Source organism: Tenacibaculum sp. AWR4_210, from assembly GCF_056160945.1.
Genome location: NZ_JBSWYF010000001.1, coordinates 1 through 23,947 on the forward strand (window position 1 = coordinate 1; position 23,947 = coordinate 23,947).

Genomic DNA, 23,947 nt, shown 5'->3' on the forward strand with positions numbered 1-23,947 from the left:
TCCGAACAGAGAAGTTAAGCCCATTAGCGCCGATGGTACTGCCACTGGTGGGAGAGTAGGTCGTCGCCTTTCTTTTAAAACCTCATTACATCCGTAGTGAGGTTTTTTTTATGCTCTTTTATTTCACCTATTCCAATATTACTTTTTTATTTAACGCGTCACATCGGCATTCACCTCGTCGAATTTATAAGTATCGTAAGCCATATTATTAATTGAAATCATTTAAAAGCTGATTTACGTCCGTTTTTAGATTTTTTAATACAAGGTTAGGATTGATTCATAAAAATGCCCTTAAAGCTTAAAAAATGGCGATATACCTAAGTTAACAGAGTTCTCACACTACTAAAAAGTACTGATGAATGTATTCATAATTGACGAAATTTTCCACTTTAGCTATCTATTTGACTTTATTCTACTAGGAATATTATTTTTTTTGAATTATATTTATAAACATAATACATGATAATGATGAAAAAATTGCCCGATTTATCAAAGTTTGATGAGATATGTGATAATGATGAAGAATTTAAAATGCAGATGGTTGGAATCTTAAAAAAAGAATTTCCAATTGAAAAACAAGCATTTTTAGATTCGTATGAGCAAAAAAAGTTTAAAGAAAGTGCAGAAGTAGTCCACAAACTTAAGCATAAGATAAATCTATTAAATCTTGAGGATGGTTATCTATTGTCCAGAGAATTTGAGGGTCAGTTATTTAATGGTACGGATGAGGCAGCAGCAGAGTTTATTGTCATTCTAGATGTTATTGAGCAATACCTTAAAAAAATATAGATGATTAGATCCATTATAATTGATGATGATGCTCTTGCGAGAGTAGTGATAGAAAATTACTGTTCCAAGCTAGACTACGTTTCGCTAATGCAGGTATTTGACAATGCCTTAGACGCTATTGACTTTATAAATAAAAATGAAGTTGACTTGGTGTTTTTAGACATACATATGCCTGAACTCAGTGGTTTCGATTTTATCGATAGTTTAAACAGACCTCCCAAAATTGTACTGACGACTTCGGATGAGAATTTTGCACTTAATGCCTTCGAGTATAAGTGTATTATCGATTATTTGGTAAAGCCTATTAAACTGCCAAGATTTATAAAAGCCGTTACAAAATTAGAATATAAAAAAGAGGTAAATGGAACACAAAGTGCCGATTTGACCAAACAGGAAGAAGAAAATAATGAGTTGTATGTAAATATCGATCGTCGTTTGGTGAAAATTCTAATCTCAGACATTTATCTCATCGAGGCAAAAGGTGATTATATCAATATAAAAACGGAATCTAAAAATCACATTGTACATACTACAATGAAAAAGATAGAGGAAAAACTTCCGAATGACTTGTTCCTGAAAATTCATAGATCTTATATCATCAATTTAAAACAAATTATCGATATTGAAGACAATAGTGTTTTGATCAAAAAGGAAGTAATTCCGGTAAGTAGATCTAATAGACCCGAATTAATGAAACGACTCAATTTATTGAATTAGTACAGAATACAACTGACCTAAAATAATAATGAAAAGAATCTCAAATATATAAAATTGAGATTCTTTTTTTTTCATAAATGGTACGTGTAATATGATAAATGAAATAATGCGTTTCTTGTTAAAAGCGATAGTTTACACGGATGCCAAATTCATTAAATTCAAATCCTGAAGCATTTCCCACAGCCTGGTTACTGTACTGACCAAAAAGTTCCGCTTTTAGCTGCGCTGAAGGTTTATAACCGACAGTAGCCTCTGCTCTAAAACTCTGTTGACTCGCCGTATTAATGATCTGATAACCATAAGCAGCATTGGCCTTAGCAATCCATTTGTCCGTGTGTTTAAAAAGGCTGAGATCTAAAAACGCTTCAAAAACATAATATTCTTCTGGACTAAAGTAAACCGCAGAACGCTCCTTTTCGAAGCCCATGATTACCGAGTTAAGCCCAACCTTAATAGGAGGGCTCTTTTTAAGTAAATAATACAAAGAGGTAAATAATAAGTTTCGTGAATTGCCGTCCGATTGTCTCGTATGATAAAACTGAGTGAAGAGTCCGATATCCCAGCTGGTAAGAATATGGTAATTTCCGAATAAATGCTCTTGACTAATCTTATTGTTTATCAGCGCTACATTAAAATTGTGAAATTCTTTGTGATAGTAAATATTTAGATCTTGATTGTAAGCTAGCTTAAACTTAGCACCAAAACGGTAGGTGATGTCTTGATATGAATTCCCTCCTTTAATATCTAACTGTGCTAGTATCGCTTCTAGGGTAATCTTATTCGTAAGGTTATACGAAGCCGTTACCCCGAGTTCGTATTGTTTAGACTTTTCCTTATTGATTAGATTAGAAGACTCTCTGTATTTGTAAAAGGCTCCCAAGGTCAAGGTGGTAGATAACGGATAGATCAATTCTGTATTTGAAATAATGGATTGATTATCACCACTGTCAGAAGTAATACTGTTGCGTTGCTTTAGCAGTGGACGTAATTTATTCAGAATATCTTTTTGAAGCCCCTTTAATTGTGCTTGATTCGGATCTACCGTCAAAGCCTTGTCTATGGTTTCCAGGGCTTCTTTATTTTGGTTGTTAGCCAGATGGGTATAGGCGAGGCCTATGTAAATTCCAACTACTTTATCGTTTAAAGCCAGTCCTTGGTGGTAGTGGTGTATGGCTTTTTTATATTGTTTGAGATTACTGTAAGTATTGGCAAGTCCGAGTTCGATAATTGGATTGGGTTTGAATTTTTTTCTCAAGCTCAAGTAACGTTTGAGGGCAACCTCAAATTCTTTATTCCACAACAGGCATTCAGCACCGTTGATGTTGAATTCTATATTATCAGGATCCAAATCCAATAGCTCTTGAAAAATTACTTTGGCACGTTGTGGATCACCGCTCAGTCCAACAGCACGTCCGTAACAGAGTTTGGCCGTAGTGTTTTTTGGATTTGACTTTAAAAAATTTTCAAAAAATTGTTTCCCTTTTTCAAAATCTCCTTTTTCCAGATAACCAAATCCTTCTTGCATAGGTGATTGTGAGAGACAAGGTGTTGTGAAACAGATGATTATTAGGTAGATGAAGATTCTAGGGACTTTTATCATAATTTTTAACTTTAGTGTAATACCAAGTTAATAATAATATAATTTCATTAATCTACAGTAACCTGCATTTCGTCGAAACTTAGTTTAAGTTAAGGGTAAATTGTTGTAAATTATATATATAAATTTTAAAGCCCCCAATATTATGCTACAAATAAATTATCTTGAAGGGAAGTACGAGCTAGAAGGGAATTTAGCTCTGGAGAACACACAAAGTTTTATGTCGTATTTTGAAACGCTACTTCAATACGATTCCAAAATTGTTTTAAGCCTTAAAAAGTTGGCGAGTATCGACAGGTCAGGGGTAGACGCCTTGGTCAAGCTATACAATAAGGCCAGTCAGCGACGAAAGGTGTTTAAGGTTTTTGGAAAAGTCAATTCAAAAATTGCTTGGATTTTAACAGACAGTAAGTTTAGAGAATTGTTGAAATAAATTGTGAACGTATATAATGAGGAAAGCCTTTTCTATGCCATTACCTAGTAAATTGAGTCCTGCTCAGTGGTTTATGGTTACCGTAATGCTTGTAAATGCAGGGAATTATGCTTATAACCTATTATTAGGGCGGTGGCTAGGGCCTACAATTTTTGCCGATGTCGCATTGCTCATAACCCTTTTATTGGTATTGTCTTTTGTGGCAATGACCATTCAGTTGCTGGCGGCCAAGTTTGTCATTGAATTGCCAGACGACAAAATTGATAATTTTAAAAAAGTCGTTTATAAATACGCCTTGATTTCCGGTAGTCTCGTCGGGATTGTCTGTATGCTAAATGCCCAATCGTTGGCAAGTATGTTTCAGCTAAAACACGATTATGTGTTTTACCTGTTTGCTGCAGGAATTCCCATCTACTTTATTATGAGTGTTTCTCGAGGATTACATCAAGGCAAACAGCAGTTTATCGAATTATCGCGGTCGTATTTATTTGAAATGTTAGGTCGGCTCAGTGTGACCTTTGTGTTAATCGGTTTTCAGCTGGTTGAACCTACCTTAGCGGTAGCGCTCGGAATTTTGATCTCTTTTGTTTTTGGCTTGTATCCGAACCAGTTTACAAGGAACAGTGTTTGGAGTCGTTCAACGCTCAATAAATCTGAATCAAAGGCGATTGTTCACTTTTTGCTGATTACAGCGTTTTACGAGGGTACACAGATCGTTATTAATAATTCGGACATCCTTATAGTCAAACACTATTTTGATCATTTAGAAGCTGGCTTATACGCTTCGTTGGCCCTGATTGGTAGAGTGGTGTACTTTGTTATTTGGATGCTTATTATGATTTTATTACCCAAAGTTATCCAGGCGAAGAAAGATGGTGGTAATCCGCAGAAGATTTTGAAATCCTATATTAAGTTCATTATCGTATTGACAACCTCATTAATTAGCTTGTGCTATTTATTTCCTGAAACTATAATCACGCTTTTATTTGGCGACGCTTATATTAGTCTGGGATATTTATTATACCAATACGCTTTAGCGACCTCTCTTTTTGCACTGGCAAATTTATTTGTGTATTATTTTTTATCACTGTCGTCTTACAAACCAGTAATCATGGCAATGGTTTTTGGCTTGTCACAGGTGGTTTTTTTGATTCTCTTCCACAAAACCTTGGAGCAGGTTGTTCAGATTCAGATAGCGCTCATGGCTGGATTACTGACGGTTACCTTGAGCTACTATTTTTATCAAAACTGGAAACAGTCAAAACAAAAATTAGCATAGTACAATAGTTCACACACTTATATTTTACTATACACAAAAGCCACTAGAATTTTTCTAGTGGCTTTTTACTGTTGGTACCGTAGTTAATTTAACTAGGCAAGTACTTTGTTTATTTTTGTCTCTGTTACATAACCAAAGGTGGCTAAATACATCTGGCATACTCGGGTCATCGGATAGGCCGTAGCAGCTTGATAATTGGCTTTCTCAAGTTCTAAGCGATAAGCATCATCGGTTAAAATTGCCTGAATAGCATCTGCTAAACTCTCGGCACTGTGCGGGTCAAAGTATTCTCCGCGATAGCCTTCGTCATGGATAACTTCTTTTAAGTCTTGTATGTTGGGGATCACGACAGACTTACCATAACTTCCTGCTTGGTGCAATACACCTGAACTTCCTGTAGTGGAGGTGTACGGAAAAACGACCACAGCACTTTCCGTAAAAATACGTTCTACATCTTCTTCCGGTACATAACCTGTAAATGTTAGCTGTGATACCTCACTGTACTTACTTTTTACAGCGTCTAAGTAGCCCAAAGTATTCGGATTGTCAGTTCCGGCAATGACAATTTCTATATTTTCGTCGGTTCGGTTTCGAATGAGTTCTACAGCCTCGATGAGTATTTCTATTTTTTTATACGTTCCAAATTTTCCGAAGGTCATTACTTTTTTGGTAGCACCCAAAGTGGCTGGGTAATCCGGAACTTTGGGGATTTCAAAGGTTCCGTGTGGGATGACAACCACATTGTCTTTTTTATACTTGCTCTCTAGTATAGTCTTGTATTTTGGAATGGTAACTGCCACGGTTTGCGCGCTTAAAATGAATTTGGTGAGCGTATTTCCAATGCTGTTATAAATCCATTTTAGTAGGGGGTTTTTAGTGAACCCTGCTTTTTCTAAATCGACGCGTTCCAAAATGTTATGAATGAGCACAGTCGATTCGAAACCTCTGGCTTTAAGAGCCTTCGGAAGCATGAGCCCTAGTGCTGCAGCTACCTTTTTATCTCCAAATTTCATGAACTGTAAATTGAAGAGAACTTTATCTGGTTGGTGTTTCTTTACCGCTTTGGTTACTTTATTGAGATTGTAATAGCTATTAAATTGCCAGCATTCAACAACGGTTACTTTATCGGAGTGTGGAAAGTCTAAAACTTTTGCTTCGCTTGTTTCATCACAAAAAAGTAGTATTTCGTCTACAGACTCCAAACTAGCAAAATTCTTTACCAAGTGATATCCGTATTCTGTGAGGGTAATTTTACTAGGGGGGAAAGCACTTACTATTCCTAATTTCATAAGGTGTTGATTTTTAGTTCTCTTTAAGTTAAAAATACTAGGTAAAAAGAGCTAGTATATTTCGACTAATGAGCGAGTTCTGTCGATGAATGGTAAAAAAATAGCCCATTCCTAAAAATGGGCTACTAGAAAAACGTATTATTTAAAGCCCCCCCGGCTTTAAACAAGGCAAAAATCAGTAATTTTAAGTAAATAAACCATAGATAGTTGTCCTATAGTTAACTAAGGGTTTTCCCTGAGTATGAATACCTAAAACCCCTGATTCCTAGTCTTTGTCTGATGCGATATACTTTGCTGCAGGTTTGAGATTTCCTTCTATATCAATAAATCCAAAGTTTTTTTGTGGTCCAATTTTATGAGGCATTCTACCAAAAATGGCCGGATCAATTTCAGGAAAATCATACAAGGTCCAACTCACAAAATTCTGAATATTGTTTTCTTTAAAAAGCGTCTGCATTTTTTTATGATACTTGGCCTGTTTATTTTTATTGTGACTCCACAAATTCCAGATACTGCTTTTTGAGTGTCTACCGAACTCCTGAACAACTAGTGGTTTGTCAGTTTGTGTTCTTAGTTTTTTTATAACCTCGTTAAATTTTTTGATTTTTTTATAAAAGTGAAACGAAACTACATCTACTTCATCTGCTAGTAAATGCGCCTTTTCAGGAGTTGCCCAACCAATGGTTATTGGTGTATCGGGGTCGTAACTGCGAAGTCGTTGTATCATAAAGGAGAGCCAGTTGGTCACTTTGGCTTCTCCGTACAACAGTATGTCTAAATCGGGTTCGTTTTTAATATCGTACTGCAATAGCGCTGGATGCGATTTAATTCCGTTAACAATGTTCTCTAGATGTCTATCGCAGATGGTATAATCGAGTATTTGATAATTGCTGTAAAAGTCGAAAAAAGTGACAATTACTTTTAATCCAGTTTCTTGTGCGATATCCAAGGTTTTTTGCAGCAATTTCAATTTAGAATCATAAACGTATTCCTTGCCAAAAAGTTCATAGGGAATAAAAATGCGAACGGTATTTAGTTTTAAATTCTTGATGATTTCAAAGTCTTTTTTTACGACTGTACTGTCGTACTGTTTCCAAAATTCAAACCACGGAGTTTTTTGAGGATAGTAATTAATCCCTTTAATTGGTGTTTTCGTTACGAGAGCTTTTGATTTGGTAGTCATTCTGTGTTTACTTTGCTCGCTAACCAAATGACGAATTCTCCAAAAGCCGTCTTCTAGAAGGAGGATGGCACTGTAATCTTTTAAGGTTTGATTCTTGTGCAAAAATTTCCCTTTTTTGAAAAAGTAATGGTGTTCTTTCACATTGTTGTCATCGACATAAACTACCTGCCCATCTTCCGAGAAAAATTTAATGGTCAAGTCGTGTTCTGAAGAGGTAGACCCTACACTTACCGTATCGAGACTGTTTTGAGCGATGATGCGCTGAATTTTCACCTGTGCTGAATCGGTATAAAAATCTTCTATGGCCTTGGGATCGTTGTTGAGCAATGCGTACTTGCGAACGTACCACGATTTTAAATAATCCTGTTTAATGGTATTGACGTTTTGAAGGTTGGGTTGTCTCCCTTCAACATTATCAGCAGTAACCTTTATTTTAGGTTTGTAATAACTGTTGTATTCCAAGTTAATATGTAGTAGTTTACTACGGTCAGCACCAGAGTTAAACTCGTAATAAATTTTAGAGAGTAAACTTACTAGCGCCAAATTAATCACTAAAAACAATAGGACTACTCCAATTTGTTTTAGGGCTCTTCTCTTTCGTCCTCGCTTTTTTTCCATTTGTCTTCTGCTTGTTTATAACTTAGTTTAACGGTATTGCTCTCAGCAAAGTTTTCTACGTAGGCCTTAACACTATAGGTGACAGGCTCACTCGGATGAATTACATGAGTGTAGGCAACCCCATTACTGGTTTTCGCAAAGGCTTTGCGATGTGTACCATCAGAGCTGCTTAGGTAAAAACTTACTAGTGTGCCATTTTCGACGATATTGCCAAACTGATCACGAATCACGGAGGTCGTATACGTGGTCAATTCTTTAGCATCGGAGAACACAGATTGTCTTGTGTACGAAATTGTAAAGTTCGTCGGGTTGTTTGACAGTATTGACAGTTCTAGAAGTTTTGATTGAAGTGTGTCGATGTATGCACGTACAAATACTTTTCCTTTTATGGTTCTACTGTAAATATTATTATGCCCCAAGAGCTCCTCATGGGTAATGAGTCGTTCTCTCGGTCTGTTTTGATAGAGTTCGGCACTCATATAGGGCGCTTTGTTCGGATTGTCGTAAAAATCTTGAGGAATTACTACGAGCATTGAAAAGTCATCGCGAGAGGCTACGAGATAAGGAGGACCACAGTAAGTTTCGAGTAAGTGGGTTGTGGAATTAGCAGCTATGTTGGTTTTTCCTTGGTAGAGGGTATGACCATCTTGGATGAGCGCATAATTTAGAAAACCGCAATTGTTAGCAAATATAGCTGGGACTTCGAAACGGTAGTTCTTTCCTTGTTTTTTGGCAATTACCAATGCATTACCGTAGTCATTAGAAATCGCCAAAGCCATTCCTCCTGTAGTCGAGTTACTTTCTAGAGTATAGGTTAAAGGCAGGCCCGCCATGTGTGTTGTTGGGCGCTTTTTCCACGTTATTTGAGGTTGTTTCCAAGCAGTCTTAGCTGCTTCTTTTTTATCAGAGCAGCTCAGTAATACAACCGTAAGTAGTAGTAGCAGTATCCTCATATAATTTTTTAATTCCCAATAAAGTTAACCAATTGGAACTTAAGTTGGGTGCTGTCTTTTTGTATCATTACGGTTTGGTTCTTTTGTTTTCCAAAGCCATTCATTCTATCAAAGACCCCTTGATCATTTTGAACTCCATTCACAAAACAAAACTCCGTACTATCGTTAATAACTTTCATGCTGTCTATCTGTTGTATAGGATAGGTAAACGTTCCCCTGCGGTGGGGGCGAACACTTTCTTTTAAAAACATGTGATCAACCCAGGTTAAACCATCCTCGTTGTAATAGCCTACCAGAAGTTCAGGAATGGTGACCTCTCGATTCTCACCGTTAAATAACACTCCTTCTATTTGTTGCCCCTCAGTTTTGATATCATTGATATCGATAGATTGATACAAGTTTTTAATAACCACTGTAGTACTTACATGGATAACAAATTTTACAGGTTTTCGGTCAAACTTTTTCGCGTGGAATTCATCGGGATCAAAACTTTTATTCTTTTTATCCGAATTAATCCAAGCCACTTCCTCAAAATCAATTTTAAAAATAGATCTTTCAAAGGGGTTTAGGTAGTGTTTACTTTCAAACTTAGAGCTATACGAGGCCATTTCTACATCGTTTTCATCGTACAATATAGCGGTTAAACTGATCCCAGAAGGAAAGTAATCGATGTTCTGCAGCTCACCTATAACATGGTATTGGTCGCCATTTTCAATGAGTTTGGCCTCCAGTACATAAGCCACAGGTTGAGGCAAAATATCTTCGTGGTGGGTTTGCTGCGTCGTAATCTTTCGGCGCCCTTGATTGTAGAACTTTGTTTCTACCGTATTAAAAAATTGATTTGCAGGTTTGTAAGGGCTCGGTGGCTCGGGAACCACGTACCATTTATTATTCTTTTCTATGGTTTTGAGCACGCGCTGTTTATAAATAGATTCTAGCGGGGTAATCCATTTGGTTTTGGCCAAAATGGTTACCGTATCATTTTCCTCTTTGATGATTTTGGTGTCAAGAGTTTCCAGTTTTGCATAGGAACTCAACAAGCCATCCGTAACAGAAATTTCAAGCATAAACTGATCCAAGTCTTTTCCTCCATTTTTGTCCAAATAGGAATGTGCTCGGGTAAATTCTTTAAAATCGAGTGCATCGTAATAGGCCCTCACTACGTTGATAGCAGATAATTGGGTTGAGTTTTCTATATAGAACAAATAGAAACCATAAACAACACAACCAGAAACGATGATATTCCAGACGAACAGAGCTTTTGAAAAGCCGAGTGAGGTAGGTTCGAAGCCGATATCTTTAGGTTTCTTTTTCCTAAAAAATAGGGAGACGAGTATAAACCAAAAAATATTTAGGCTCAGCACTGTAACTGGGACAAAAGACCATATTAATTTTTGATAGAGCGGTACGTCAATTTTGGGGAGTATATTGGCCAAGGGTTTAACGTTTTTCTTTTCCCAGACCATGATTCCATTTTCCAAATAGGACAGTTTCTCCCATCCGGTAAAGAAGAGGATAGGGTCGTAAAACTTGTCATTGGAAAAAATGTACTTTAGGTTAAACCGTTCAGAGTTTGCTAAAAATTGCTGTAAAGATCCGATACCTTCAATACCCCGATATTTACAGTTTTCCAATCGTTCTACTGCTTTGGTTGTCAGTTCGGGTAGCCTCCGTGCGGAGTGGTAATTTCCATCGACTGAAAGGGCGGGGGTCATGGACGATAACCAAGCCATCTGATCGCCAAAACCAAGGGTTAAATACCGCCATTTATAATGCATATCAGCATTTAAGAAATTGACGATAGGAAGTATGTTAATAGTATCGGGCTGTGAGGGTCTAAACTTACCCAAATTTGTTGTAAAAATGGCAAAATAGGTCATTACACCACCCGTAAGTATAAACATGACTACGTAGTATACCTTGTTAAATTTCGTCATTAAATAGTCCTTAAAATCCGATTTTGAAAAGCGATAGAAGAACTCCCCTAAAATGGGGTAGCTCATGATAGAAGCCCAAAAGGTAAAGCGGTCTAAGGTCAATATATTAAAAGCATTGTCTCCTAATATCATTTTCGGGAGGGGCGTCGTACCTCCAGTACCCAATAAAAACAGCATGGCAAATGACAAGCCGAAAAACATGAGACGTTTGCTAAAAAAACGATAAAATAAATACGGAAACAGGGCCATGACTACTCCGTACGGAATGACAAAGAAAACCAGACCGGACGAGAGTACTTCCAAAAAATTATCGCGTGAACCATGAGGTATGGGCACTTGGGTAATCGGATTGTTCTTGGTGTTGATCCAGTATGGGAGGATACAGAATATCATGGTAAACAGAGAGCCTATACCAAAGGCCAGTATCGGTCTCAAAGAAGCGATGAGTTGTTTGACAAAAAAGATCAATCGAATTTCTTTGTAGTTCCCCTTGGCGTCGTAGGCATTGTCCATGACTGCCAACCCAATCAAAGGAAAGATAAAGAAAACCATTCCAAAAATAGGGGTTACGTGATGCGAACAGATCATCAAACTCATCAACAGTATCGAAGAAACTAAGTAGCGCCACTCCCGAGTGCGAATCCATTTGTAGATCTCAGGAAAGGAGTGCATAAGCAAGGAAATCCCTGTCAATGTGGGTAGCTGACCAAATAAATGAAGGGTTTCCACAAAGACGGAGGAGAAGACGGAGAATACAGCTGCGAATCCTGCGTAATCTTCATTCTGAGTAATCAATACACTAAAGCGATATACGCCCGTAATAAAAATGATAATGACGATAAAAGAATAGGAAAAGAGCGCAAATTTAAAGCCTCCTATGAACGACAGTATGGCCAACGATTGATGTACTAGTGGTGGGTAGCCCATTACACTAAAGCCCGTATACCATTTAAATGACCAAGGTTCTTGCCAATTACTTGCATAGTGCTCAGCAAAGAACAAATGGATCAAGGCGTCATAGGTTTTTTCAATCGTATAGAAAACAGCCGTACCGTGAAACAATACAGCCAAACCGAGAGCCAGAAGTAAATATCTATTAACGGATGATTTCATAGGAATCTTTGCTTACTTGCCCTAATTTAACAACTTTTATTTACTTTAACTATAGGAAATTACAATTCAACGCAATTAAATTTCAAATAATCGAGTTTTTTGCTGATTTAGGCAGATCTGGGGTAGATTTGAGTATCTAAAATTTGAAGCGTATGAAGATCGGTATTATCATTCCCTGTTACAACCAAGAGTCCAAGCTAAACATCGCAGCGTTCAGAAACTGCCTAAGAGATTCTGAGGATTTTCATTTGTGTTTTGTCAACAATGGGAGTAGAGACAATACTATGGAGGTATTGACGAAATTAAAAGATGAGTTTGATGATAGAGTATCTATCATTAATATGAGAAAAAAACAAAGTGCCTCGTTGGCCATTAGAGCTGGAGCTCGCTTTTTCTACAGTTTAGCGATGGTAGAATACGTGGGGTTCTTTGATTTGGATGATGCAGATAATTTTTATGATTTCAACGAACTGTTGCACGGTACAAAAGCGAATAAGAAATTAAAAATGGTCTTCGGTACCGATATAAACGACATAAAACCCCTGCGACGAATGGCCCAATGGTTATGGAGTGCAGGTAAACAATTGTACGAGTATCTCTTCGTGTTTGAAGGAGAATTACAGCCTATACCTATTCGGGTAACGAGAAAATAAATCAACGTTAATAAAGCTACTACACCTTTATTAGAAAGTGCTATAGAAAATATTCCAGGAAACAGAAGATTTACTTCAGTTTTCCTGGTTTTTGTTTGGATTTTGCTGGTATCGAAATAGCGGTTGGTCATGAGAAAGTAGTTCAGAAGCTAAAAAAATACCTACTTGACTTTTGAGTAATGACAAAGTGTAAAACGGCAACACAAGGAGATTCTAAATTAACTAGCTTAATAGACTGCGTACATAAGAAGTTATTTGAAATTCTATTTCCATTAATCGATAAAATAGTACCATTCATCGATGTAGTATCGTCGTTAATCGATACTTCCCCTTTCGTTTATCGTGTTTATCGTGTTGATTTATAGTTTTTTAACTAAATTTAAGTAAGATGAAATACTTATTGAAATCTATTTAGTAGTTTGTTTGTATTCCCCCCCGCAAAAAATCCTTCCAGGAATCCTCATTCTTAGTTCGCTAAGTAATGAGGTTTTTGTTTTTATGGGGTGCTAAGAGAATAGATAGGGAACAGGGGAAAAATGTATTTGCACAGGAGTGGCGCTTACATTTGGTTCCTATCTGGAGTGTAAGAAGGGTTTATCCAGCCACAGAATTTGCTTTTTCTGTGAGTTTTTCAAAATTTTTAGGAGGGTTCTTGTCGAGTTCTATAAAAAAGGTGGTACCTAAGCCCAGTTCACTTTCTATCCATATTTTACCTTGGTATAGATCCACAATTTTTTTAACAATAGAGAGTCCCACTCCTGTAGAGTGTTTGTTTTGAGAACCGAGTGTCTCAAATACTTCAAAAATTTTGGAGTAGTATTTTTTATCGATACCTACACCGTTGTCTTTTATTGAAAAAAGATATTTTTGATCAATTTCCTCCACGTTTATTTCAATAAGACCATCTTCCTTGTCGTTGTACTTAACAGCGTTGGAAATGAGGTTCTGGAACAGCTGTTGGTATCTAAACTTGTCGCCATATACGACAGGGAGTTTGTTAGGGCGAGAAATATTGATGTTTTTGGGTATAAAAACCGTATCCAATATTTCATTGACCAGATCTTCTAGGGGTACTTTATAATCTGTTTTTTCGAACTTATCGATACTAGAATACTGAAGAATTCCACTAATTAGCGAATCCATTTTATCTATTTTACCTAAAATCAGATTACAGTTATTGGTGGTGTCCTCATCGAATTCGCCATCGTTGTCTTCCATGATCCACGACATCAGTGCTGAGATACTTCGTAGCGGAGATTTTAAATCGTGTGAAACTACATGGGCAAAGTTTTTGAGTTCCTCGTTGTTTTTCTCCAATTTATCTAGCAGGCGATCTTTTTCTTTTTGCGCTTTTTTCTCTTTGTTTAAACTGATCGCACTGTTAAATTGTGCAGACGCTAAATTGGCGATATTTCTAAATACCTCAATGTGTTCTTGGTTAAAGTAGTTCTTTTTACTGTTTTCAGAATCGATAACCCCGATTACTTTTCCATTGGCAATAATCGGCACGGCGAGTTCTGACAAACGCCTACAATCGTCCACTTCGTAATGCGCGCACGTGGTGGTATCTTTAATCAGTTGGTAGGTACCTGTTTGTGCTGCAATTCCGACAATACTCTTCCCTAGGGCAACACTGTGCGGATTGTTAATCGTAAAACCGTTATTCGATTTGTTGTTATAGGCCGCAATTTGTGTGAGTATATTGGTCTCGTAATTTAATGCGTAGACTACACAGTCTTCCAAATTCAAGTGATTCGCAGTACTTTTGGCAATTTCCCAAGCTATCTCATGTAAGTCTCTTTTTCCTAAAATAGAAACAGATAGTTTGTTGAGCGCATTGAGCATTTTGGTTTTCTTCTCAATTTCGGTAATGTTTTCGATAAGAGCTACGAAATACTTGACATTTCCTTTAGTATCGCGCACAGCACTGACATTGGTATTACATATAATAAAAGAGCCATCTTTACACTGGTAACGCTTTTTTAAAGAAAATCGATCCAGATCATTACTCGCTAATAGGGCCATTTGTCGGTCCGATTTTTCGATATCGTTCGGATGGGTCAAATCTTTATTGATATCCAAAACGGACAATTCCTCATGGGTGTATCCTAAAAGGTCAATAAGCGCTTTATTGGTTTTGATAATTTTTCTGTCTTGCATTAAAACAATACCCAATGAAGAGTTGTCGATGATCAGCGTCATTTGGGCGCTTTGGTCATCGAGGAGTGCTTCGATCTGCTGGTTGGTTTCGTAGAGCTCTAGTGATTTTGCCTCTAAAATTTCCTCAGCATTCTTGCGAGCTCTGCGTTCTCTTTGCAGTGCTCTTTCTAATATGGCAATTTTATCATTAGGCATCTCTTGTCAGTGTAAATAAAACTTTGGTTCCGTCTTCTTCAAGGAATTCTCTTTTTATGGTAGCCTTTTCTTTGTAATGATCTAAAGTACTTTCCATAAGGCCAAGAGCGAAGGACGACATCGCTCGTTCTGAGTGATATTCTAAAACCAGTTTATCATCTGATTCTTCGTGTGTGATAAAATAAGGAAGTTCGGCGTCAGGGTAGATTTTTCGTACATGAACGTGGATGTGTTTTTCGATACCAGCAATCATGTCGAACGCGCCTTTGTAATAATCTAGAATGTCGTGATACCCCTTTTTAACCGTGTTAAAAAAATACACACCGTAGGCATGGACTAGGGTATCGACATCTATGTTTGTTTCTTTGTGAAGGTTGGTGACCAAACTGAGCATTTCTTTAAAATCATACGTGCCCACTGCGGTGTAAATTCCTTCAGATTTAAGATTTGAGTTGGTAATGATTGAGTCGGCGGTTTCAATTCCGAACTTTTCTTCAACCATTTCTAAGAATTCGGTAAATACTATTCCTTTCATCTAGTTAGTGATTGGGGGTTATTGAACTATTTGCTAGATGAATATACTAAAAATTTATAAGGTTACCAACTCATTTGTAGACCAATACGTGATAATATTGTTGATTTGTGATACGTAATCCGTATAGTGCAACGGTTTCACCACATAACCAGCGACCCCAATTTTGTAGGCGCTAATCATATCTTGATGGTTGTTGGACGTTGAAAAGACTACGGTAGGTACAAATTTTAAATTTTCATCCGCCCTCAGAATTTCTAAAAATTCCAATCCATTCATTTTTGGCATATTTAAATCCAAAAGAATTAAATTAGGGAGTTCTTCTCGGCAGCGTTCCAAAGCTTCTTCACCGTTACTCGCTTTGAATATGGTATGGGTAGCTCCCAATTTTCTCAAAGCTCTTTCAAATTTCATTTTTTCGATTTCGTCGTCTTCGACTAATAAGATTTTTAAATTCATGACTCTAAGTTTTTAGTAGGTTTCTGTTAATAACAAATATATTTTAATTCTAGTTTTGTAGATCTTTTCTAAGGTAAATGCAAATTATCTATCGACGAGTGGTTAAATACTGTCGGTGAATGAACTTTTAGTTAAATATAATACTGTCAAATTGCAAGGTGTCGATTCCTGTACGACAGGTATAACTCCCAGTTTTGATAGGAATGCTGATATACGAGGTTAAACTTCGTTTTGGGGTCACTTGATTTAAGAGTTTAAATAAAAATACTTGCGTTTTCATGGGGATGTTGTTTTTGCTCAAGTTAAAATTACAATATCTTTCGATGAGTTTAATGCTATTTAGTTGACTATGATGAGTTTGTAGGTGGGTGGTGCTTAACTGTCGACGAATGGCTTTCGTCGAACTTAGCAGCCATTCGACGAAGGTCTATTTTCGTTAGTCTACAGTACTTTAGGGCATAAAAAAACCTTCACCGTTTAGGTGAAGGTTATGTTTGTTAGGTATATCTGTTCTAATGTATCAATAGCTTTTGGGAGCTGTATTCAGTGCGCGCATTCTCAATTTTCACGATGTATAAGCCAGTTGCTAATTGCTTACGGTTAATAGGAATGGCATTTTTACCTGGCGTAATTTGAATATCCTTCTGGAATACTTCCTGTCCTAACTGATTAAAGATTTTTAAGGAAGCTGAATCAGCCGTGTTGCTGTATAACTCCAGTACAGCATCGTTGTGCATCGGATTTGGAATGATACTCATGCCGTGCCCTGAATTGCTGATTTCATCTGTTGATAATGAACTTTTAGGAACAAACTTAATTTCTTTGATGTTCATTTCTTTGGTGACTTCAGTTCCATCAGCCGATTTCATAGTAAAGGTGATGGTGGTGATATCATTGAAATCGGGAGTTCCGTTCGAAGCTCTGCTAAAGTCTTTTAACCACAAGGTGTACTTCTTCTTTTCATTGGTTAAGGTCACCGTACTATAAAATTGGTCTTCCCATTGTGAAATACTCTTTTTATTAAGGCGTACTTCCATTTCTCCGGTCCCTGAACCTTCAAAGACAAGTGCATCATACGAAGTAACGTCAATAGGTGAGAAACGAGCCGTAAAAGCCTTATAACCGGAAATGTATTCCTTGGTGGTGGCCTTTAAATAAAGATTTCGCTCTACGAGAAGCTCGGTATTTTTGGCGGTTTCTGTATTCGGACTAATAGTGTAAGCATTGACTGTAGTACTGGCTGCAGCATCGTCATACCCCCACGATCCATCTGACATAAATAGGTCATCAGGCGTATTGACACCATCTCCAATTCTGAATCCTATGTCAAACAATCTTCCTGTATCTATGGTTACGGGCTTGATGTAGGTTTTGTCGAGCGTAATTGGCGTAGCAGCAATCGTTTGATTCGCCGTAGTCTCTGTGGTTCTATATCCTCCAGTAAGGGTTACTGATTGACTTCGGTTGACATTGATAATCTCAAGCTCTAGTTTCCCATTTTTATAGGTTCCCTTTTTAACGAATACCAATGGTGGAGGACTTAATAGATAATTCTTGATTTCCTTTTGAGTGTTTAGTAAGTTGACAACTTCCTGACCCAGGAGTAGTAGATTGTCAATAGAGTTGGTCCAAATTTGAAAATTGTAATACGCACTGTTCTTTTGGTATTTGTCCAAATTCCAATGACTTTCAATGTCGAAATTGGCATTGTCAGCAGTAGGACGTGCAGATAAACTCAATACAAATTCTACACCACCATCCACATTTCGAACGATCGATTTGATAAAATTATGCCCACCGATGTCAATAGTGGATACGGATAGGAGTTCGGCACCCAACAAACGATCACAGATGTATTTGGTGTGTTCGTATACCTCTGTATCCGTTTTGATAGCCAAGATCGAGGCAATTGTTTTACTGTTTTTCTGATAGTCTACAGAAAGTATTTCCGAAGCATTTGTAATATTGACCAGCTCTGTCGGGGTTGATTCAATCGTGTTGTCTTCTTGTATGGTTTTTACCGGGATAAAATCCGAAAGTTTTAACGAACTACTGCTCTTTTTTTTTCCGTAATCTTTGGGTTTGGTAAACTTTTTCGCTTTGGTTTTATCAAACTTGTAATTGTTTTTCAAACGCATAAAATTACGCTTGCTAATTTGTTGCGAAAGTCTATTATTACTCTCTAACCCTCCATTGTTAGCACTTGATGTTGGAGGTTCAATAACTGGACAGCTGGCAACACCAGAACACGAAGGGTCCTCACAGTCAACCAAACCGTCACCGTCATCATCCTGGCCGTTAATACAATCTTCCATCGGTACTGGTGCTGTAGGACAACGGGCGCCATCGTTTAAAGAACTCGAAGGGCCAAAGGCAAATATATTTGATGAAATGCTGTCACCAGCAGTTAAATCTGTCACTGTATTTACTATGTAAATCGTTCCCGTTTGATTGGCCGATACATAAAAGTTACCCATATTGTCAAAGTATACCGCTCCAAAAGTGTAATTTAAACCGGATAAGATGGGAACTTCTCCTATGGTCTCCACATTTCCAGTGGCGACATCAATTCTGTACAGTATATTGGTTTTTTTCTCTACTGTATATAGTTTATTATCCAAGGCATTAAAGGCCCAGTCGTGAATGCTTAAACTCTTGGAAAGCGTTCCTGTACCCAACGAGGTCATATGAGTGGCTGACTCCGGATTTAAATCTAAAATATAATAGGTGTCACCTCCCGGTTTGAGGTAATACTTCCCATCGTGACTAATATCACCAATATATCGGTTACTCGTAGGAAGCTCACTAAAAGTATAGGTGGTGGTAGTAAAATCTTTTCCGATACGAACGATAGAACGTGCAGGAGAACTCAAGGATCCCCAAATATATCCATCTTTCGGGTTGTACCCTGCGGCATTGATATTGCCAGGAGTAATGTCCATAGCAACCGCATACGAGGATCCAGAGGCTAAATCAATGGCATATACGTCGTTGTACTGAAACAAGTAGGCGTTGTAATCGCAGTTAAAAGGTTCGTTTTGAGCCTGGAAGTTTGCCCAGGCAAAGAAAGCCGTCAATAGGCATAGTTTTTTAATGATGTGGGGGCTCATTCTATTCATAAAAGTGCGTTTTTTGATTAGAATTAGAAGTTACGACAATTAGTTGGTAACTAACTGGTTTATAGGTGAGTGGTTGTTTTTGTCGGGTGAGAGGTATAATTTAATCGTTGAATTGAAGTTTTAATCGATGAATGGTAGCTTTTTAACCGCGTAATAGGCCGTAACTTCTTGTATTACAATGCTGATTTCGATGAATGGCAGTTTTCGTCGTTCAATGGTGAAGAAAACAATGATTAATGTCATATTTAGAATGGTTCTTAATTAATATCTTTGTTTGCGTAAATCATAGAAACATGAAAGGACTTAAAATGGTGAGCGCCACAGAGGCAGTAAACCATGTACAATCGGGTAATAAAGTATTTTTTCAAGGAGCCGCAATGACTCCTAATTTATTAATCGACGCACTTTGTGAGCGCTACCGCGAGTTATCAAAGGTCGAAATAATTCAAATTCACACCCATGGAGAGGCGAAATATTTACAGCAGCCGTATTCAGAGGCTTTTAAATTGAGGAGTTGTTTTGTAGGAGCTAATGTTCGAGAGGGAGTGAATACGAATAACGGGGATTATATTCCTATCTTTTTGAGTGAAATTCATTGGTTATTTAGAAGGGGGATTTATCCGTTGGATGTGGCTTTTATCCAAGTTTCGCCACCTGATAAACACGGGTACTGTTCGTTGGGAACTTCCGTTGATATTACCTTGCCGGCAATACAAAATGCGAAAATGGTGATCGCTCAGGTAAATCCAAAAGTACCTCGTTCTCACGGTGATGGAATTATCCATAGTGATCAGATTGATTTTGCCGTTACCTGCGATGAGCCTATACACCCGTCGTTAACAGGTGCTCCTTCTGATATTGAACAAAAGATCGGAGCTCACGTGGCTGAACTTATTGATGACGGTGCTACCTTGCAAATGGGAATTGGTGCTATTCCGAATGCCGTTTTACACAATTTAGGGAACCACCGTCGATTGGGGATTCATACGGAAATGTTTTCAGATGGAATTTTACCACTCGTTGAAAAGGGGATCATTACCGGGGAGGATAAAGAAATTAAGACGGGGAAAATTGTTACCTGTTTTGCCGTAGGTTCCCAAAAGTTATACGATTTCATCGATGACAACCCCTCGGTACACTTTAAAGAAGCCGCCTATACCAATGATACGAGTTTGATAAAACTAAACCCTAAGGTTACTGCCATCAACAGCGCAATAGAAATTGATTTAACCGGACAAGTATGCGCGGATACCATAGGAAAGTATCAGTATTCCGGAGTTGGTGGTCAAATGGATTTTATTCGCGGAGCTGCTTTGTCGGAGGGAGGAAAAGCCATTATCGCAATGCCTTCGATTACAAATAAAGGATTGTCAAAAATTAGTGCTGTGCTAAAAGAAGGAGCAGGCGTGACTACTACCCGTGCACATGTACACTATGTTGCAACGGAATACGGTGTGGTGAATTTGTTTGGTAAAAGTTTGAAACAGCGAGCAAAAGCTTTAATATCTATAGCGCATCCAAATTTTAGAGAAACATTGGAACGAGAAGCCTTTGAACGTTTTAAAAATATGTAAAACAGTATAGTCCTCACTAGTGAGGACTATTTTTTTGCTTTAATTATTATTGAAGTTGCGAAGTTATCGATTTGGTGAGTGGAGATTCAACGCTTCCTGTATGTTGTGTAGTGTTTTTCTCAACCAAAAGGATATGGCATTCTTCTTTGCTTGAAACGCGATGCGGGACACCTTTAGGTACCGTAAAATAATCACCTGCTTGCATTTCGAAACTCGGAGCATTTTCAATTTCAAATAGCAGAGCCCCCTTTATGATGTAGAAAAACTCATCTTCCTGTTCATGACTATGCCAGGGCAGATCATTTCCTTTAATTTTTGCAACTTTTACAAAAGTGTCATTAACGTCTCCAATAACTTTAGGAGAGAAGTATTCTTGAATAGTTGCGAGCTTAGTATTAATATTCATTTTCCTTAGGTTTTACAGTGAGTGTTGTCGTTAGTTTGATCGTGTTAATGGCTATACAAGCCTTTTCTGCGATTTTAATGAGTTTGGGCAGGCTTTGCTCATCACTAATAGAAGCATAGCTCACCTGTATAGCGATGGGGTTAAAGCGGGCAGGAGCTTGGTTTGTTATGCTGGCGTTTACGGTGATCGTCAATCCATGTACGATGATGTTACGGGCCGCGAGCGCAGCTAGCAAGTTACTCGCAAAACAACCGCCAATTCCTACCAGTAAATACTGGCCTCCCATCAGGCCTTCAGCATTACCGCCTTTCTCGATAGGACGGTCTACTATGATATTGAAATTGGGGTGGTTCAGTTTAACCGCCGTTGGTGAATGTTGTTGTAATGTAATTTCCATGAGTATTGTTATTTTGCTTATGCAGTGTATGAGTGCAGACTATTACGGGCGTAGTTACTTTTATTAGCCTTCTATGAAGTGTGCTTTAAATTGATTACATAAGCTTGCAAGGCTGTTTTGTAATGTTCGATCAGATCATTGTCGTCATAAACTTTTCGTATACCTCGGATACCTTCAAAGGCGGCAATCAAAAAAGTGGCACAGGCTTTAGGGTCGATATCTTTTTTGAGCTGGCCCTGTGCTTGACCGTAGGTGATGACCTTCGTCAGCTGGTGTTTCCAATCTTCCAATAAGGCGCGCAGTAGCAATCGTTGTTCTAGTTCTACATGTCCTATTTCGTTGATTAAATTATTGATTGGACAGCCCTGTAGCAATTCGCGTCGCGTAAAAGAATTTAGCCGATTGATAAAAACTTCGGATAATAAAATTCCAGTATGCTGTTCCTTGTATTTCTGCAGCGGGTCAATCAAACCGTCGTAGATTCGTTTTTTGAGTATGGTGGAAATTACTTGGTTGCCCAAGTCTTTTTTATTTGAGAAATGATGGTAAAAAGCCCCTTTGGATAGCGATGTGGCGTTCATAATCTCGTTGATAGTTGTGGCCCGATATCCTTGCTTGAAAAATAATTCAAATGCAGTATGTATGATTATGCCACGCGTATGATCTGACTTTTGTTGCTGTTTCATACATCGAAAGTAAATCAATAAAACATTCCTATAAGAATGTTTTGTGTTAAAGTTAGTGTGCTGTTTTTGTAGAGATTAAGCAATTGGTGGGCTATAAGGCCTTGTTGAAGTATAGGTTAATTTCCATCTAATCTATCATAAGTGTTGAGGTAGCTGTGGAGTTGCAGCGTAAGGACACGAGGAGATTCAGGAATTCTTCTACGACTTTCAAGGATAGGTAGTTTCATAAAAAAGAGGAGTTACCCTTCTTTTTTTGTGGATTGATAAAATTTTTTAGTTTAACAAGTAGAAGCTTCTGCTTTGGGGGGCATAGGCCATTTTTAACTTACATATCTTCGCACATCCTATTTGCTTGAGACAGTTATAAATTACATCACTACAAGAAGATTTACCATCGCACGTTTTTACCCAATTATCAGTGCTATCTCCTTCGCTATTACAAAAAACCTCGTAGCTATTATCTAACACACGTTGTTTAACTTCTTCTTTACCATGCAGTTTCAAGAAATCTGGTTTTTTCTCTGAGGAAGATAGTAAATTTATGGTTTTATTGTCGCTATCGAATTCGTAGTCAATGTATATTATATCTTCATCTGAAGTTATTAATTCCACTGAAGCTACTTTTTGAAAAAAATCATCGATGCTGAACTGTCGATTTTTAAGTTCATTGAAACGTTCTTTTGAATTGCAAGAAACTACGCACAAACTCAAGTAAATCATACTCAGAATTAAAGACAGTGCTTTCATAAATCAATAGGTTTAAAATCTTTTGGTAAAATTACGGTAATAGTCAGCTTGTTCTTAATCGTTTTAAATAGTAGGGAGTTTTAAAGGAACGTATATCGTATGTTTTGAAACTATCGGGATTTACATACTTTAAGCAACGCAGTGCTTTAGTCCGATGCGCAGGTGAATCTTAGAAGGAATGAAGGTGTTTGTAGCTGTCAATTCGAGTTTAAACCCGATGGGGGCATTGTGATCAACACGAAGCTGTGAGATTCGTGCCTTCATTTGAGTAAGCGGGAGGGGATTGATATATTTGTGAATGTGTTTCAAAGTGTCGTATATCCGATCGGCTATTTTGAAATGCTGGTAATCACTAAGTAATAACTTTAACAGACTAGGATGAAGGTACAAACGAAACTTAAAATTAGAAAAACACATCGATATCTAGGGCTTTTTTTAGGAGTTCAATTTTTGTTTTGGACCCTCAGTGGTTTGTATTTCAGTTGGACTGATTTAGATGAAATACACGGAGATCAATATAAAAATTTGTCTTACAAACCGGTGGCCTTTGATAGTTTGATGAGTCCTAGTTTACTGGAAATGGATGATGAGATTCATTCTATAGCACTGCGAGACATAGGAAACCAACCTTATTATTGGATTAATAAAAAGCAGTTGTTTAATGCTCGAACTGGAAAGTCCAAGGACAGTATTAGTAGGGTAGAGGCTTTGGCGATAGCAAAAAAATACTTAAAAGCAGGTTTGAAAATTGTTTCGATAGATAAAGTAACAAAGGTCGATGGGCATCATGAGTATCGAGGGCGTCTTTTGCCTGCGTATGTGATTTCTTATGAAGAAGATGCCTTAAAAGCTTATGTTTCTGTAATTGATGGAAAATTTCAGACAGTGCGGCATAGACAATGGCGCTGGTTTGATTTTCTATGGATGACCCATACTATGGATTATGAAGGAAGAGATGATTTTAATACAGTGGTATTACGTGTATTTTCTCTGTTAGGATTGATCACGGTGTTAAGCGGTTTTCTATTGTGGTTTGTATCCTCGCCAACCTGGAGAAAACTCTTGAGAAAATAAAAAAGGAACTCTTTGTAGGAGTTCCTTTTTTATAGTT

The 23,947-nt window shown here is 37.6% G+C and carries 23 protein-coding genes and 1 rRNA gene; 8 read left to right on the plus strand and 16 right to left on the minus strand.

What is annotated here, in order from left to right; all coding sequences use genetic code 11:
• The 3 genes from rrf to ACXAG7_RS00015 form a co-directional block, all read left to right on the plus strand.
• Positions 1-72, plus strand: a 5S ribosomal RNA gene (gene rrf / locus ACXAG7_RS00005); the annotation flags it as partial.
• Positions 73-465: 393 nt separating this feature from the next.
• A complete protein-coding gene (locus ACXAG7_RS00010; RefSeq protein WP_476665515.1) occupies positions 466-789 on the plus strand; it encodes an Hpt domain-containing protein in 324 nt (107 codons plus the stop codon).
• A 3-nt stretch (positions 790-792) separates the two neighbouring features.
• Positions 793-1,506: a LytR/AlgR family response regulator transcription factor gene (locus ACXAG7_RS00015; RefSeq protein ID WP_476665963.1), complete on the plus strand. Its 714-nt coding sequence runs from the start codon at positions 793-795 to the stop codon at positions 1,504-1,506.
• Between the two features lie 118 nt (positions 1,507-1,624).
• On the opposite strand, the gene ACXAG7_RS00020 is transcribed toward ACXAG7_RS00015, so the two are convergent.
• Entirely contained in the window at positions 1,625-3,031 is a 1,407-nt protein-coding gene (locus tag ACXAG7_RS00020; RefSeq protein ID WP_476665516.1) for a tetratricopeptide repeat protein, read from the minus strand.
• Positions 3,032-3,248: 217 nt separating this feature from the next.
• Between ACXAG7_RS00020 and ACXAG7_RS00025 the strand changes: the two genes are divergently transcribed.
• Together ACXAG7_RS00025 and ACXAG7_RS00030 are read left to right on the plus strand one after the other, a co-directional pair.
• Positions 3,249-3,536 (plus strand): STAS domain-containing protein, encoded by a 288-nt coding sequence (locus tag ACXAG7_RS00025; RefSeq protein ID WP_408043466.1) that lies wholly within the window; start codon positions 3,249-3,251, stop codon positions 3,534-3,536.
• 34 nt (positions 3,537-3,570) lie between these two features.
• Positions 3,571-4,815 (plus strand): MATE family efflux transporter, encoded by a 1,245-nt coding sequence (locus ACXAG7_RS00030; RefSeq protein WP_476665517.1) that lies wholly within the window; start codon positions 3,571-3,573, stop codon positions 4,813-4,815.
• A 92-nt stretch (positions 4,816-4,907) separates the two neighbouring features.
• Here ACXAG7_RS00030 and ACXAG7_RS00035 read toward each other — a convergent pair whose 3' ends face one another.
• From ACXAG7_RS00035 to ACXAG7_RS00050, 4 genes are all read right to left on the minus strand, one after another.
• A complete protein-coding gene (locus ACXAG7_RS00035) occupies positions 4,908-6,104 on the minus strand; it encodes a glycosyltransferase (RefSeq protein WP_476665518.1) in 1,197 nt (398 codons plus the stop codon).
• A 265-nt stretch (positions 6,105-6,369) separates the two neighbouring features.
• The gene (locus tag ACXAG7_RS00040) at positions 6,370-7,905 is read right to left on the minus strand and encodes a glycosyl hydrolase (RefSeq protein ID WP_476665519.1); all 1,536 of its coding nucleotides are present in this window, start codon (positions 7,903-7,905) and stop codon (positions 6,370-6,372) included.
• A complete protein-coding gene (locus tag ACXAG7_RS00045) occupies positions 7,869-8,858 on the minus strand; it encodes a hypothetical protein (protein WP_476665520.1) in 990 nt (329 codons plus the stop codon). The genes ACXAG7_RS00040 and ACXAG7_RS00045 overlap by 37 nt, the downstream gene beginning before the upstream one ends.
• Before the next feature lie 8 nt (positions 8,859-8,866).
• A complete protein-coding gene (locus ACXAG7_RS00050) occupies positions 8,867-11,908 on the minus strand; it encodes a hypothetical protein (RefSeq protein WP_476665521.1) in 3,042 nt (1,013 codons plus the stop codon).
• Positions 11,909-12,060: 152 nt separating this feature from the next.
• Between ACXAG7_RS00050 and ACXAG7_RS00055 the strand changes: the two genes are divergently transcribed.
• Positions 12,061-12,561 (plus strand): glycosyltransferase, encoded by a 501-nt coding sequence (locus ACXAG7_RS00055; RefSeq protein WP_476665522.1) that lies wholly within the window; start codon positions 12,061-12,063, stop codon positions 12,559-12,561.
• A 594-nt stretch (positions 12,562-13,155) separates the two neighbouring features.
• Here ACXAG7_RS00055 and ACXAG7_RS00060 read toward each other — a convergent pair.
• From ACXAG7_RS00060 to ACXAG7_RS00085, 6 genes are all read right to left on the minus strand, one after another.
• Positions 13,156-14,916, minus strand: coding sequence for an ATP-binding protein (locus ACXAG7_RS00060; protein ID WP_408043473.1), 1,761 nt, complete (start codon positions 14,914-14,916; stop codon positions 13,156-13,158).
• On the minus strand, positions 14,909-15,451 hold the full coding sequence (locus tag ACXAG7_RS00065) for a heme NO-binding domain-containing protein (protein ID WP_408043474.1): 543 nt from the start codon (positions 15,449-15,451) through the stop codon (positions 14,909-14,911). Before ACXAG7_RS00065 ends, ACXAG7_RS00060 begins: the two co-directional genes overlap by 8 nt.
• A gap of 54 nt (positions 15,452-15,505) precedes the next feature.
• Entirely contained in the window at positions 15,506-15,907 is a 402-nt protein-coding gene (locus tag ACXAG7_RS00070; RefSeq protein WP_408043475.1) for a response regulator, read from the minus strand.
• A 127-nt stretch (positions 15,908-16,034) separates the two neighbouring features.
• On the minus strand, positions 16,035-16,187 hold the full coding sequence (locus ACXAG7_RS00075; protein ID WP_408043476.1) for a hypothetical protein: 153 nt from the start codon (positions 16,185-16,187) through the stop codon (positions 16,035-16,037).
• A gap of 232 nt (positions 16,188-16,419) precedes the next feature.
• Positions 16,420-19,026 (minus strand): DUF6923 family protein, encoded by a 2,607-nt coding sequence (locus tag ACXAG7_RS00080; protein ID WP_476665523.1) that lies wholly within the window; start codon positions 19,024-19,026, stop codon positions 16,420-16,422.
• A gap of 120 nt (positions 19,027-19,146) precedes the next feature.
• Positions 19,147-19,269, minus strand: coding sequence for a hypothetical protein (locus tag ACXAG7_RS00085; RefSeq protein ID WP_476665524.1), 123 nt, complete (start codon positions 19,267-19,269; stop codon positions 19,147-19,149).
• Positions 19,270-19,319: 50 nt separating this feature from the next.
• Here ACXAG7_RS00085 and ACXAG7_RS00090 point away from each other — a divergent pair, with 50 nt between their 5' ends.
• Positions 19,320-20,600, plus strand: a complete 1,281-nt coding sequence (locus ACXAG7_RS00090; RefSeq protein ID WP_476665525.1) for an acetyl-CoA hydrolase/transferase family protein — start codon at positions 19,320-19,322, stop codon at positions 20,598-20,600.
• A 46-nt stretch (positions 20,601-20,646) separates the two neighbouring features.
• On the opposite strand, the gene ACXAG7_RS00095 is transcribed toward ACXAG7_RS00090, so the two are convergent.
• The 5 genes from ACXAG7_RS00095 to ACXAG7_RS00115 form a co-directional block, all read right to left on the minus strand.
• On the minus strand, positions 20,647-21,006 hold the full coding sequence (locus ACXAG7_RS00095) for a cupin domain-containing protein (protein WP_476665526.1): 360 nt from the start codon (positions 21,004-21,006) through the stop codon (positions 20,647-20,649).
• Positions 20,996-21,403 carry an OsmC family protein gene (locus ACXAG7_RS00100; protein ID WP_408043481.1) on the minus strand — a complete coding sequence of 136 codons (408 nt, stop codon included), beginning with the start codon at positions 21,401-21,403 and terminating at the stop codon, positions 20,996-20,998. Before ACXAG7_RS00100 ends, ACXAG7_RS00095 begins: the two co-directional genes overlap by 11 nt.
• A 71-nt stretch (positions 21,404-21,474) precedes the next feature.
• Complete coding sequence (locus ACXAG7_RS00105) at positions 21,475-22,089, minus strand: TetR family transcriptional regulator C-terminal domain-containing protein (protein WP_476665527.1); 615 nt, start codon at positions 22,087-22,089, stop codon at positions 21,475-21,477.
• 273 nt (positions 22,090-22,362) lie between these two features.
• Positions 22,363-22,836 (minus strand): hypothetical protein, encoded by a 474-nt coding sequence (locus ACXAG7_RS00110; RefSeq protein WP_476665528.1) that lies wholly within the window; start codon positions 22,834-22,836, stop codon positions 22,363-22,365.
• Between the two features lie 129 nt (positions 22,837-22,965).
• Positions 22,966-23,100 carry a hypothetical protein gene (locus tag ACXAG7_RS00115; RefSeq protein WP_476665529.1) on the minus strand — a complete coding sequence of 45 codons (135 nt, stop codon included), beginning with the start codon at positions 23,098-23,100 and terminating at the stop codon, positions 22,966-22,968.
• 114 nt (positions 23,101-23,214) lie between these two features.
• Here ACXAG7_RS00115 and ACXAG7_RS00120 point away from each other — a divergent pair, with 114 nt between their 5' ends.
• Complete coding sequence (locus ACXAG7_RS00120; protein ID WP_476665530.1) at positions 23,215-23,910, plus strand: PepSY domain-containing protein; 696 nt, start codon at positions 23,215-23,217, stop codon at positions 23,908-23,910.
• The last annotated feature ends 37 nt before the right edge of the window (positions 23,911-23,947 follow it).